This is a genomic window from Nonomuraea sp. NPDC052129, from assembly GCF_040680095.1.
GTDB lineage: Bacteria > Actinomycetota > Actinomycetes > Streptosporangiales > Streptosporangiaceae > Nonomuraea.
Genome location: NZ_JBFAVX010000040.1, coordinates 1 through 11,947, shown reverse-complemented (window position 1 = coordinate 11,947; position 11,947 = coordinate 1). Strand labels below are relative to the sequence as shown.

Below are 11,947 nucleotides of genomic sequence, written 5' to 3'. Positions count from 1 at the left end.
GGATGCACAGATTAGTCAGATCCGGCTTATCCCTGCCCCTGGTCGGGGTCCTGGTCGCGGCCGCCCTCATGGTCACCGCACCGGCCGCCTCCGCCGCGCCCGCGCGCGAGGACGGGCAGCGGGTCACCCTCCTGGTCCACGGCTTCGACCGTGAGGCCGACACCAACTGCGCCAGCAGCTGGAAGGACGCCAAGAACCTGCTGAACGCCAACGGCTGGGGCGAGGTCCGTACGTTCGGCTACTACAACAAGGCCACCAACTGCGACATCAGATATCAGGGCACCACCGACTCCCGCATCCAGGAGATCGGCCGCCAGTTCGCGTGGACCGTCTACTACTTCTACTCCAGCCATGACACGGCGATCGACGTCGTGGCGCACTCCATGGGCGGCCTGGTCGCCAAGGCCGCGATCGAGGGCGTCAACAGGTACGGCGTGGGCAAGACGCCACCCGATCTGAGCGGGCTGAATGTCGACCTGAACAACATCGGCGCGGCCGGGTGGCCCAGTGGTTGGCCTCCGTACCTGTACATCGAGGACATGGTCACGCTCTCCACACCGCACCAGGGCATCGGCAGCGCGCTGGTGACCGCGTGCGCCATCACCCACGAGCAGTGCAGCGACATGCGTCCGGGCAGCGGCTTCCTGAGCTGGCTGTCGAAGCAGCCACTCTCCCAGATGGGCACGGACTACACCTTCCTCGCCTCGAGCCATGACGACACGGTCGGCGTCGATTCGGCGACCAACAAGCGCACTGCCCATCATTGGGCGGTCTATGACAAGAACGCGGACGGCGGGACGCTGAGTCACACCGCCATGCGGACGACCTCGACCGGCGCGTGGCAGGCGTCGTGGGGCGGGCAGCGGAGTGACGCGGGGTCGGGTTCGTACCCCGCGCCGCTCCTCCAGGCCATGGACGGCCTGTACAACCAGCAGAGCGAGTAGCAGAACACGCGAAACGGATCGGCACGCCCGGCGTGCCGATCCGTTCTCGCGTTACTTCAGGCCGTAGGCCCGGGTGATCGTCTGGTCGACGGTGTTGCCCTCGGCGTCCACGCCCTGGGCGCGGATGCCGACGGTGCCGTTGGTGGCCGACAGGGCGGGGTGGGCGATGGTAGCGGTGTAGGAGGTGGCGTTCTTCTTGGCGGTGGTGACGGGCTTCCAGTGGGCGCCGTCGTCGTAGGTGACCCAGAGCTTCAGGCTGCCGAGGCGGGCGTCGGGCACGTCGTAGGAGCCCTGGTAGCCGGTGACCGTGATCTTGTGCGGTCTGGCCGCCGCGGTCGTGTTGTCCAGGTCGAGGTCCAGGTCGTAGCGGAGGTTGAGCCGGCGGACCGGCTCGCACGGGGCGAGGGTGCTGGCGAAGAACCAGCCGACGCACAGGCCGTCGCTGGGCGTCTGCATCCCGCCGGTCGGGCGCTTGGACTTGAACGTCCACTCCGTCGCCACGTCGGTCGCGTACTTCTGCAACGGCTGCGGGGTGTGGAACTTGTCGGTGAGGCGATAGCGGGCCTCGCCCTCCGGCAGCTCGTACCTCGGCATCTGGATCAGGACCGGGCCGCTGGTGCCCGATTCGACCATGGGGATCTCCTGGCCGTCACGGTAGAGATGCAGCTCGTCCTTGCCGCCGCGCTCCTCGTAGAAGCGCGCGTTCCAGGTGAACGCCTCCTGGTGGTTCGGCTCCGGGCCCAGGATCGGCAGGGCCGCCAGGAAGGTGTCGCCGTTGCGGCAGGGGAAACACGTGGTGTTCCCGGCGGAGCGGGTCAGGTCGGAGAACACCGGGTTGCCGGGGACGCGCGGCTGGGCGCCCCACTCCTCCGTCTTCCCACCGGCCGTCGGGTAGACATCGACGGCGGTCGCCCACATCCCTGAGCTCTGGCCGGAGGCCGCGCCTTCGGGGTAGGTCAGCTGGGTCTCGCGGGTCCACGACACGTCCCGCGAGACCGGCCCGACATACTCGGTCACGGTGCTCTGCGCGGGCCAGGAGGAGCCGAACCGCGGACCGAGCAGCCAGCCGGGGTGGGTCACGACGGTCGCCGACCAGAGGATGGAGGCGAGGGCGGGCCGGTCGGCGTGCAGACGGTTCTTGATCTCGTAGAGGTTGCGCCTGCCGAGCTCGTAGTCGAGCTTGGCCGGGACGCGCAGGCGCTCGTGGAGCAGCAGCGAGTAGATGTACGGCGTGGCGGTGACGCCCTCGGCCTGGATGCTCACCGGCCGCCTGGCGAGCAGCGCGGCCAGCGCGCGGCCTTCGCCGGCGGGCAGGCTCATGGTCGGGATCGGGTAGATCGGCCAGTACTTCGCCAGGTCGAGGAAGGACCGGTTGACCGCCCCGTAGCCGAGCACCCCGGCGGCGCCGGCGTCGGCCGCGGCCTTGACCCGGTCGAGCGCGTTGCCCGTGCAGCCGGTGGCCGGGCACAGGTCGGACAGGTCGAGCAGGACGAGCTTGCCGCGTACGCCGGCGCCGGCGAGTTCGGCGGCCTGGCCGCGACCCCCGGGCACCAGGGTGAGCGTGCTGCGGCCGTTCAGCTTGGGAACGTCCGCCGCCAGGCTCTGGTAGCGGGGACTCAGGGTGAGCTTGTCGGCCTTCATGCTGATCACGGGGGCGCCGCGCAGGATCTGTCCCGCGACGTCGAAGGTGCCCTGGGTGATCGAGCGGGTGGGCAGCAGCCAGTAGTTGTGCAGCCCGTAGGTGGGGTAGGCGGACTCGAAGCGGACGGACCCGACGCCGTTGGCCGCCTCACGCTCGGAGGCGTACTGCGAGTTGTAGACCTCCGTGGGGTCCGGGGTCTTCTGGGTGACCTGGCGGGCCTTGCGCATGTCGAGGGTGATCGTGGTGTCCTTGGTGGCCTCGAACTCCGGCTGCGACGGCAGGCCGATGTTCCATTGCCCGTCGCTGCCACGCCAGCTGATGCCGGCGTTCGCGCTGTAGGTGCCCGCGTACACCTGCGTCTCGGTCTCGGTGCCGGTGCCGGGGTACCACTCGACGTCGAGGTCGTCGCGGTCGTCGGTACGCAGGATCGCCCAGGGGATGGCCTGCACGTCGGTCGCGCCGTCGGGCAGCACCAGCCGGGTCTTGATGGTGACCTTCTTGGGCTCCACGAACGCGCCGACGGCCGTGTTGACGCTCACGCCGCTCGCGTCGGTGGCGTGCACGAAGCCCTCGTACCAGGTATCCGGTCCCGACGGGTCGAAGGTGACGGCGACGGGCGCGGTGCCGTGCGCGGGGACGGTGACCGTGTCGTGGTCCAGGGTGAGCGTACGCGCGGGCGCGGTGCCCTTGTGTGCCTTGAGCCCGGTCTTGAGCGTCAGCGTCACCGGCTGGTCGCCGTCGTTGGTGTAGGTGAGCGTCTTGGTGACGGGAGCGGTGTGGGGGTAGGCCATGAGGCCGAAGTCGATGCTGCCCGAGGCGGTGACCGCCTGCTTCACGGCGCGCGCCACGTCCACCCGGCCCGCGCCCTGCTCGTACGAGCCGTAGCCGTCGTCGCGGGCGGTGCTGGTGAGCGCGTTCTTGAGCTGGGCGCCGGTCCAGTCGGGGTGCTTCTGGGCCAGGAGCGCGGCCGCGCCCGCGACGTGCGGGGTGGCCATCGAGGTGCCCGACGCGCCGGTGTAGCGGTCGTTCACGGGGGTGCCCATCGTGGTGCCCGCGGCGCGCGCGGCCACGATGCCGACGCCGGGGGCGGCGATGTCCGGCTTGAGGCTGTAGTCGGCCAGCACCGGGCCCCTGCTGGAGAACTCGGCGAGCTTCTCCGACCCGTCCACCGCGGCGACGGTCAGCGCCGATGGCGCCGAGCCCGGCGAGGCGATCTTCCGGTTGAGGTAGTCGTTGCCCGCCGCGATGACGAACAGCGACGTCGACTGGGCGCTGAGGTTCTCGACCGCCTGGCTCATCGGGTCGGGCCCGGTGTAGCAGCAGCCGCCGAGGCTCATGCTGATCACTCTGGCCTGCTGGCCGACCGCCCACTCCATGCCGGCGATGATGTCCGACTCGTCGCCGTTGCCGCTCTTGTCGATGACCTTGCCGACGAGCAGCGACGCCTTGGGCGCGACGCCGGTGTACTTGCCGTCGGAGGCGGCGCCGTTGCCCGCGATCGTGGAGGCGACGTGGGTGCCGTGTCCGTGGCCGTCCTGGACGTCCGCCTCGTCGGTGAAGTTCGCGCTCGCCGCGACGCGGCCGGCGAGGTCGGGGTGGCCGAGGTCGATGCCGGTGTCGAGGACCGCGACCTTGACGCCCTCGCCCTTCAGCCCGGCGGCCCACGCCTCCGGCGCGCCGATCTGCGGCACGCTCTTGTCGAGTACGGCCTGCACCTTGCGGTCGAGCCAGATGGCCGAGACGCCCCGGTCGAGCTGGGCCGTGGCGTTCTTGTCCGTCGTCGGGGGATCGAGCGCAGTCCAGAACTGCTGGACCGCCTGCTTGTCCACCCGGATCGCCGCGCCGCCCACGCTGGGCAGCCCGCGCGGCGCGGAGGTGGCGGGCAGGGCGTCGGCCTGCGCCGACAGGGTGTTGGCCGCCTGCTTGGCCTGACCGTACTGGACGATCAGCGGCAGGCCGGCGCTCTCCTTGTCGGTGTAGCCGTTCTTGGCCAGGTAGGCGACGTCGAACAGGCCCTTGTCCATGCGGCCCGACGACACCAGGTCCATGACGTCGGAGGGGAAGACGTAGTAGGAGTCCCGATCGCGGACGGAGATGAAGTTCACCGGGGCGCCGTCGGGCCGCTTGGCGGGGGTGACCTGGTGACGCGGGGTACCGCCGGGGCCGGTGTCGTAGGCGACCACGTCACCGGTGATCAGCGTGATCTTCGGCGCGTCCTTGGCCGGTGTTCCGGACGACTCGACGGCGGCGGCGGTCTGGCCGGAAAGGGCGGGTGCGGGGGTGGCCGAAGCCGGCGGCTCTACGGCCATGCCGGTCGTCAGCACCAGCCCCAGCGCTAAAAGCCCGATGGACGGCTTGCGCCATCGTGGACGAGTCATGGTTCTCCTCGCGGGATAGCAGGCATGATCGACTCTTCCGAACCATGACATGTCAAGAAATATCCTGAAAAGGTGACTGGTCGTCCTTTTCCCGCCAATGACGGGAAAAGGACGGCCGGGGAGCGGGGTTTTGGGTGATCATGTTGGGATGCTGCGCATCCTCGGCCTGTCAGCGGCGGAGCAGGCCCTCTACGAGGCTCTGGTCGAGCACTCCCCCGTCACCCTCGAAGAGCTGGACCGGCTCGCCGGCACTCCCGGTCTGGCCGTCGGGCTGGAGGAGCTGGGGCTGATCGCCCGCCTGCCCGAGGACCCGCCCCGGTTCGTCGTCGTACCGCCGGAGATGGGGCTGGACGCGCTCATCCGCGAGCGGGCCCGCGCCCTGGCCGACGCCCGGCTGCGGGTGGCCCAGCTGTCCACGCGCTATCACCTCACCACGCCCGCCCAGGAGTCGGGCGGGCTGGTGGAGGTGGTGATCGGGCGGGAGGCGGTGTTGCGCCGGTTCGAGCAGCTGCAGCGCGGCACCCGGCGGGAGATCCGGATGTTCGACGCGCCGCCGTACGCGGGCGTGGTGGGCGGCAACACCCAGGAGTTCGACCTGCTGAGCCGTGGCGTGGACTACCGCGTGGTCTACGACCGGCGGGCCATCGAGATGCGCGGCACGCTGAAGACCATCGTGGACTACATCGCCGCGGGCGAGCAGGTGCGCGTCGGCGACGTGCCGATGAAGCTGGTGCTCAGCGACTACCCCATGGCCCTCGTGCCGCTCCGGCACGATCTGCAGATGGTCGAGTCGGCACTGGTCGTGTACGACTCGACGCTGCTCGACGCCCTGGCGGCGCTGTTCGAGATGTACTGGGAGCGCGCCGTGCCCCTGCACGTCAGCCATGGGCGCGCCCGGCTGCCTGAGACCAGGAGCCCGACCGACGCGCAGCGCGACCTGCTGGCCCGGCTGGTGGCCGGCCAGACGGACAAGGCCATCGCGGCCCACCTCGGCTGGAGCGACCGCACGGTACGCCGCCACGTGCACGCCATGATGATCCAGCTGGACGCCCAGACCCGCTTCCAGGCCGGTTACCAGGCCGTCCTGCGCGGCTGGCTGGCCGATGAGAAGGGCGTACAGGATGCCCCGGAATGACAGGGACGGCGCGGGCGCGCTCGGCGCGGCCGGGCTCACCCCGGACGAGGAGGCGGTGTACGAGCTGCTGATCGACGGCTCGCCGGCCACCACCGCCCGGATCGCCTCGCTCGGCACGCCGGCCGGGCTCCGCGCCGACCAGTTGCCCGCCGTGCTCGCCGCGCTGGAGGCCAAGGGGCTGGTCACCCGATCCGGCGCCCACTACGCCGCCGTCGCCCCGGAGGCCGCGCTCGACGTGCTCCTGGTCACCGCAGAGCGGGAGCTGCTGCGCGCCCGCGAGCGCGCGGGCGAGCTCGACCAGGCCTTCCAGCGCCGCCGGGCGGCCGGGGAGACGCCGCCGGCGGTCGTCGAGGTCGTGACCGGGCAGCGGGCGGTCCAGCAGCGGCACGCCCAGATCCAGCGGGCCGCCTGGCACCAGCTGCGCTGCTTGTCCAAGCCGCCCTACTTCGACCCGCCGGGCAGCGTGGCGGCCCAGCGCGAGCTGCTGGAGCGGGGCGTCACGAGCCGCATGATCTACGAGCGGGGGTTCGTCGACCGGATCGGGGCGCTGCGTCAGATCGAGACGATGGTCGGGGCGGGCCAGCAGGCGCGGGTGCTGCCCAGCCTGCCCATGAAGCTCTACCTCATGGACGACCGCTTCGCCCTGCTGCTGTTACGGCACCACCCGGACGACCCCGACGCCGACGCCGCCCTGGTGGTCCACCCGTCCGGGCTGCTGGAGGCGCTGAGCCGGCTGTTCGAAGGGCTGTGGCAGCGGGCGCTGCCGCTGCGCCTGCGGCCTCCGGCGCCCGGCGCGGCCCCGCCCGCGCGAGCGCGCGCCTCGGCGGACGACGACGAGCGGCTGATCGCGCTCCTGGTGGCCGGGCTGACCGACGAGGCCATCGCCCGGCAGCTCGGCGTCGGCTACCGTACGGCGGAGCGGCGCATCGCGAACCTGATGAGCAGGCTCGGCGCCCACACCCGCTTCCAGGCGGGCGTCCAGGCCGCCTTCCGTCACCCTCCGCCGCCGGAGGACTGAGGCTTCGTCCTTACTGTTTTGGCCGACCGCCCGCTGGCAGACGGCAGCACGCCGGACGAGGGAACGAAGGAGATCCTATGGACGCCATCGTGCTGCTGAAGGACGACCACAAGACGGTCGAAGGGCTGTTCAAGAAGTTCGAGCAGGCCGGAGAGCGGGCCTACGCCGAGAAGCGCCGCCTCGTGGACCAGATCACCAAGGAGCTGGTCACGCACGCCTACATCGAGGAGGAGTACTTCTACCCGGCCGCCCGCGCCAAGGTGCCGGAGACGAGCGACCATGTGCTGGAGAGCGTCGAGGAGCACCACGTCGTGGTCTGGCTGCTGTCCGAGCTCAAGGACCTCGACCCGAAGGACGAGCACTTCAAAGCGAAGGTCACGGTGCTGATCGAGAACGTCCGGCACCACGTCGAGGAGGAGGAGAAGGACTGGTTCCCGCAGGTCCGCGCCGCGATGGGGCGCAAGGAGCTGCAGGAGCTCGGCGAGCGCATGGCAGCCGCCAAGGCCGAGGCCCCCGCCGAGCCGCTCGCCGTCAAGAGCGCCTCGCAGTAAGCCGCGCCTCTCAGCGGGCCGTGCCTGGTCTCAGCCGGTCGTCACGTGGTCGACGAACAGGGCCGTGGCCGCGGTCGGGGCAGGCAGCGGGTTCCAGGCCAGGCCGATGGGGCGGTGCTGGGCCGGGACGAGCGGACGGTAGGTGGGGTCGTCGTGTTCCAGCGAGGCGGGCAGCGGCAGGACGCCCACGCCGAGCCCGGCGCCGATGAGGCCGCGTACGGTGGCGATCTCCTCGCTCTCGAACGCGATGACCGGCTCGAACCCGGCCTCCTCGCACAGCCGGTCGATCACCCGGCGCAGGTCCGTCGTAGGGGCGAAGGCGACGAACGGCTCGTCGCGTACGTCGGCGAGCGTCAGCCCCGGGACGGCGGCGAGCGGGTGCTCGACGGGCAGGGCGAGGCAGAGCCGCTGCTCACGTAGCGGGTGCCAGCGCGCGGGGTTGCCCTCCGGCGGCGGGGTGACCAGGGCGGCGTCGATGTCGCCCTGAGCCAGCCGGGTGAACAGCTCCCTGGCGAAGCCCTGGTGCAGCTCGAAGCGGATGCCGGGCGTGCCCGCCCGCAGGTCGCGCAGGATCTCCGGCACCAGCCAGCGGCCCACCGAGTGCAGGAAGCCCAGCCGGATCAGGCCGGTGTCCGGGTTGGTGAGGGCGTCGATGCGGCGGCGCGCGCCCTGAAGCTCGTCCACGGCGCGGGCGGCGTGCTCGCGGAACAGCAGGCCGAACCGGTTGAGCGCGAGCCGGCGCCCGTGCCGGTGGAACAGCTCGACCCCCAGGTCGGCCTCCAGCCGGGCGAGCGCCCGCGACAGCGTGGACTGGTTGATCCCCTCCATCGCCGCGGTGTCGCGCATGTTCTCCGTGTCACACAGCGTCAAGAACCAGCGCAAGGTCTGCAGCTCCATCCTGCGATAATGCTCATTTCGCATCAGCTCCGTCAAATTCTGCATTTTGCGCATCAAGCCTGATCGGGCACGCTCGATGGGTGCTCTCGACTCGCGTGTCAGGGGATCGCGCCTCCCTCCGGATCAGGTACGGGCTGATGTTCGGCGGCCTGGCCAACTTCCTCGCGCTCTACTACGTCCAGCCGTTGCTGCCCGGCGTCGCCGACCACTTCGGGGTCTCCGCCTCGGAGTCGACGGCGGTGCTGTCGCTGGCCACGATCACGATGGCGGTCGCGCTGCTGTTCGTCGGCCCGATCTCCGACGTGGTGGGCCGGGTGGTGATCATGCGGTGGTCGCTGACCGGCTGCGCGGTCCTGGGCATCGCCACCGCGTTCGCGCCCACCTGGCACTCGCTGCTGGTCCTGCGCGGGCTGCAGGGCGTCGCGCTGGCCGGGCTGCCCGCCGTGGCGCTCGCCTACCTGCGTGAGGAGATGCCCGAAGGATCCCACGTACGGGCCAACGCCACCTACATCACCGGCACGGCCCTCGGCGGGGCGGCGGGGCGGTTGCTGCCCGGCCCTGTTCAGGCGGTGTGGGGCTGGAGCGGCGCCAGCGCCGTCGTGGGGGTCGTCACGCTGCTCTGCGCCATCGGCCTGTGGGTCCTGCTGCCGCCGTCGCGGCACTTCGAACGCTCCAGCCCGCGGCTGGGCGACCTGCTGCGCAACACCGCGCTCACCCTGCGGGACCCGTCACTGGTGGCGCTGTGCCTGGTCGGCGCGGCGACGATGGGGGCGTTCGTCGGCCTGTGCAACGCGCTGACCTTCCGCCTGGAGGCGGCGCCCTACCTGCTGGGCGGCGCGGGCGCGCTGGTGTTCCTGGCCTATCCGGTGGGCGTGCCGGGGCCGCTGGCCGCCGGTCGGCTGGCGCTGCGGCGCGGGCTCGGCCTGGCCGCCCTGCTCGGTGTCGCGCTCCTGGTGACCGGTACGCTGCTCACCGCCGCACCCCAACTCCCCGCCATCGTGATCGGACTGGCCCTGGTGACCTTCGCCTTCCTCGGTACGCACTCCCTGGTCAGCGGCTGGGTCTCCGACCGCGCCCACCGGGTCGGCGTCGGCGTGGGCCAGGCCGCGGGGCTGTACCTGCTGGCCTACTACGCCGGCAGCTCGGTCTTCGGCTCGCTGGCCGCCTACCGGTGGGAGACGGGCGGCTGGTCGAGCGTGATCACCGTCTCCGTCGGGCTGCTCGTCGGCGCCGGGTTCCTGCTGGACCTGGCCCGCCGCTTCGACACACGATCATGCCGGTAGCCGTCACCGGGGACGGCGTCGCCGTCTCCTACCAGATCCGCGGCCGGGGCGAGCCCCTCGTCCTGCTGGCCGGGCAGGCCAACGATCACCCCTGGTGGGACGGCGTCAGGGACGACTTCGAGGACCGCCACACCACCGTCACCCTCGACTACCGCGGCACCGGAGACAGCGACAAGCCCGACGTCCCCTACACCACCCGCGGCTTCGCGGCCGACGTGGTCGCCGTCCTCGACCATCTGGGCGCCGACCGGGCCCACGTGTACGGCACGTCGATGGGCGGGCGCGTGGCCCAGTGGCTGGCGGCCGACCACCCGCACCGGGTGGGGTCGCTGATCCTCGGCTGCACCTCGCCCGGCGGCACGCACGGCCTCGAACGGGACAACACCGTGAAGAAGTCGCTGGCCCAACCCGACCGGCAGGCGGCGCGGCGGGCGCTGCTGGAGCTGATGTACACCCCGGCCTGGCTGGCCACCCACCCCGGCCCGTACACCACCCTCGGCGATCCCGGCATGCCCGCCTTCGCCCGGCGGCGGCACCTGGCCGCCAGCGCGGGGCACGACGCCTGGGACGCGCTGCCCGGCATCACCGCGCCCACGCTGATCGTCCACGGCACGGACGACGTCTTCAACCCGGCGGCCAACGCGCCCCTGCTCGCGGGCCGCATCCCCGGCGCGACGCTCCGTCTCATCCCCGGCGCCAGGCACGCCTACTTCGAGGAGTTCCGCGAGGTCGCGGGTCCCGCCGTCCTGGACTTCCTGGATTAGTCGATCATGACCACCGTGTTGGCGGCCAGGTCGTGCAGCGCGTGCCTGCGCCGGGTCAGGACGATCCAGAGGAGGTCGATCACGGTCAGGCCCAGCGCGGCGAAGAAGCCGGTCATCAGCGCGCGTCCCGCCGCCATGGCGGGGGTGAGCCGGGCGCCGTTCTCACGCACCACACGGATGCCGAACGCCTTCTTGCCGACGGTCTGGCCATTCCAGTAGCCGACCAGCAGCCAGTGGTAGGCGTACCACACGAACGCCGCGGCGATCAGCCAGCGCCAGTCCAGGTGGAAGACGAAGTCGGCGAAGTCCTTCGCGGGGTCCATCGGCTCGAAGACGCCGGCCCGCGCCAGGAGGGGCCGGGTGAGCACGCCCAGGAGGACGGCGTCGCAGACACCGGCGAACAGCCGCCGCCGGCGTCCCGCGAGCAACTCCTGCACGAGATGGCCGTAGGGCGGGCCGTCGCGCCACACTGACTCGGACATGGATTCACTCCGGTTAATTGAGTAGTGGTCTCTCCGAGGGGCGTTCCATCGCGTTCCAAGGACTGGGGGCATGCCAGAATCGAGGTGCCCAGTCGTACCCGAGAGGACGAATGACCATCCCCGCCGACCGAAACGCCGAGCCCGCCGCCGGACGGACGGCCGTGGTGAGCCGGACGGGCCCCAAGCGCAGCGAGAGCATCCGGCTCGCGGTGCTCAACGCCGCCGACGATCTCCTGGTCGAGCGGGGGTTCAACGGGGTGACCATCGAGGGCATCGCCGCCCGGGCCGGGGTCGCCAAGCAGACCGTCTACCGCTGGTGGAAGTCCAAAGTCGACATCCTCCTCGACACCCTGGCCGACGACGCCCGCGACGCGCTGGCCTGGCCGGGTGGCGGGGAAGACGCCGAGGAGGAGTTGCAAGCGCAGCTCCGCCGGATCGCGGGCTTCTTCCAGGAGCCGGCGGGCCAAGTCCTGCGGGCGCTGCTCGGCCACGCCCAGACCGACCAGGCCACCGCCGCGGCGCTACGCGAGAAGTTCCTGCGTGAGCAGCGCGAGCGCGACCTGCGGGGGCTGCGCGTCGTGCTCGAACGCCACACCGGCCGCCCGGTGACCGAGCCGACCGTGGACACCCTGCTGAGCGTGCTGCTCGGCCCGCTCTACTACCAGGCGCTCGTCCACGGCGGGCCGCCCGGCCCCGAGCTTCTGAACGCCACAGCCCGGCACGTCCTCGACCTCGCCCTCGGCAAGCCCTGAAGAGGGGTCGGGGGGGGGGGGCCCGGCCCCCCCCCCGGGCCAAGAAAACCGGCCCGGGGGGAAGCACAACACGCCGCACAAAAAGAGAAAGCGCCGCGGGG

10 protein-coding genes are annotated in these 11,947 nt (G+C 71.5%); 7 read left to right on the top strand and 3 right to left on the bottom strand.

Annotation, left to right across the window (positions count from 1 at the left end):
- Positions 1-2: 2 nt before the first annotated feature.
- Positions 3-944, top strand: a complete 942-nt coding sequence (locus AB0L53_RS50390; protein WP_364011313.1) for a hypothetical protein — start codon at positions 3-5, stop codon at positions 942-944.
- A 51-nt stretch (positions 945-995) separates the two neighbouring features.
- On the opposite strand, the gene AB0L53_RS50385 is transcribed toward AB0L53_RS50390, so the two are convergent.
- A complete protein-coding gene (locus tag AB0L53_RS50385) occupies positions 996-4,964 on the bottom strand; it encodes a S8 family serine peptidase (protein WP_364011310.1) in 3,969 nt (1,322 codons plus the stop codon).
- 148 nt (positions 4,965-5,112) lie between these two features.
- Here AB0L53_RS50385 and AB0L53_RS50380 point away from each other — a divergent pair, with 148 nt between their 5' ends.
- The 3 genes from AB0L53_RS50380 (at position 5,113) to AB0L53_RS50370 (ending at position 7,668) form a co-directional block, all read left to right on the top strand.
- Positions 5,113-6,099, top strand: coding sequence for a LuxR C-terminal-related transcriptional regulator (locus tag AB0L53_RS50380; RefSeq protein WP_364011307.1), 987 nt, complete (start codon positions 5,113-5,115; stop codon positions 6,097-6,099).
- Complete coding sequence (locus AB0L53_RS50375; protein ID WP_364011304.1) at positions 6,086-7,117, top strand: LuxR C-terminal-related transcriptional regulator; 1,032 nt, start codon at positions 6,086-6,088, stop codon at positions 7,115-7,117. The genes AB0L53_RS50380 and AB0L53_RS50375 overlap by 14 nt, the downstream gene beginning before the upstream one ends.
- 77 nt (positions 7,118-7,194) lie before the next feature.
- Positions 7,195-7,668, top strand: a complete 474-nt coding sequence (locus tag AB0L53_RS50370; protein ID WP_364011301.1) for a hemerythrin domain-containing protein — start codon at positions 7,195-7,197, stop codon at positions 7,666-7,668.
- 30 nt (positions 7,669-7,698) lie between these two features.
- Here the strand turns inward: AB0L53_RS50370 and AB0L53_RS50365 are convergent, their stop codons facing one another.
- On the bottom strand, positions 7,699-8,565 hold the full coding sequence (locus AB0L53_RS50365; RefSeq protein ID WP_364011298.1) for a LysR family transcriptional regulator: 867 nt from the start codon (positions 8,563-8,565) through the stop codon (positions 7,699-7,701).
- Positions 8,566-8,645: 80 nt separating this feature from the next.
- Here AB0L53_RS50365 and AB0L53_RS50360 point away from each other — a divergent pair, with 80 nt between their 5' ends.
- Together AB0L53_RS50360 and AB0L53_RS50355 are read left to right on the top strand one after the other, a co-directional pair.
- Positions 8,646-9,848, top strand: a complete 1,203-nt coding sequence (locus tag AB0L53_RS50360; RefSeq protein WP_364011295.1) for an MFS transporter — start codon at positions 8,646-8,648, stop codon at positions 9,846-9,848.
- Complete coding sequence (locus AB0L53_RS50355) at positions 9,839-10,612, top strand: alpha/beta fold hydrolase (protein WP_364011292.1); 774 nt, start codon at positions 9,839-9,841, stop codon at positions 10,610-10,612. The genes AB0L53_RS50360 and AB0L53_RS50355 overlap by 10 nt, the downstream gene beginning before the upstream one ends.
- Here AB0L53_RS50355 and AB0L53_RS50350 read toward each other — a convergent pair.
- Positions 10,609-11,094 carry an RDD family protein gene (locus tag AB0L53_RS50350; RefSeq protein ID WP_364011289.1) on the bottom strand — a complete coding sequence of 162 codons (486 nt, stop codon included), beginning with the start codon at positions 11,092-11,094 and terminating at the stop codon, positions 10,609-10,611. The genes AB0L53_RS50355 and AB0L53_RS50350 overlap by 4 nt on opposite strands.
- 110 nt (positions 11,095-11,204) lie before the next feature.
- On the opposite strand from AB0L53_RS50350, the gene AB0L53_RS50345 reads away from it, so the two are divergent.
- Positions 11,205-11,846 (top strand): TetR/AcrR family transcriptional regulator, encoded by a 642-nt coding sequence (locus AB0L53_RS50345; protein WP_364011286.1) that lies wholly within the window; start codon positions 11,205-11,207, stop codon positions 11,844-11,846.
- Positions 11,847-11,947: the final 101 nt, after the last annotated feature.

Bases quoted from the DNA above. Each gene is read 5' to 3' on its own strand.
- AB0L53_RS50390 (WP_364011313.1), top strand. From the start codon at position 3: ATGCACAGATTAGTCAGATCCGGCTTATCCCTGCCCCTGGTCGGGGTC.
- AB0L53_RS50385 (WP_364011310.1), bottom strand. From the start codon at position 4,964: ATGACTCGTCCACGATGGCGCAAGCCGTCCATCGGGCTTTTAGCGCTG.
- AB0L53_RS50380 (WP_364011307.1), top strand. From the start codon at position 5,113: ATGCTGCGCATCCTCGGCCTGTCAGCGGCGGAGCAGGCCCTCTACGAG.
- AB0L53_RS50375 (WP_364011304.1), top strand. From the start codon at position 6,086: ATGCCCCGGAATGACAGGGACGGCGCGGGCGCGCTCGGCGCGGCCGGG.
- AB0L53_RS50370 (WP_364011301.1), top strand. From the start codon at position 7,195: ATGGACGCCATCGTGCTGCTGAAGGACGACCACAAGACGGTCGAAGGG.
- AB0L53_RS50365 (WP_364011298.1), bottom strand. From the start codon at position 8,565: ATGGAGCTGCAGACCTTGCGCTGGTTCTTGACGCTGTGTGACACGGAG.
- AB0L53_RS50355 (WP_364011292.1), top strand. From the start codon at position 9,839: ATGCCGGTAGCCGTCACCGGGGACGGCGTCGCCGTCTCCTACCAGATC.
- AB0L53_RS50350 (WP_364011289.1), bottom strand. From the start codon at position 11,094: ATGTCCGAGTCAGTGTGGCGCGACGGCCCGCCCTACGGCCATCTCGTG.
- AB0L53_RS50345 (WP_364011286.1), top strand. From the start codon at position 11,205: ATGACCATCCCCGCCGACCGAAACGCCGAGCCCGCCGCCGGACGGACG.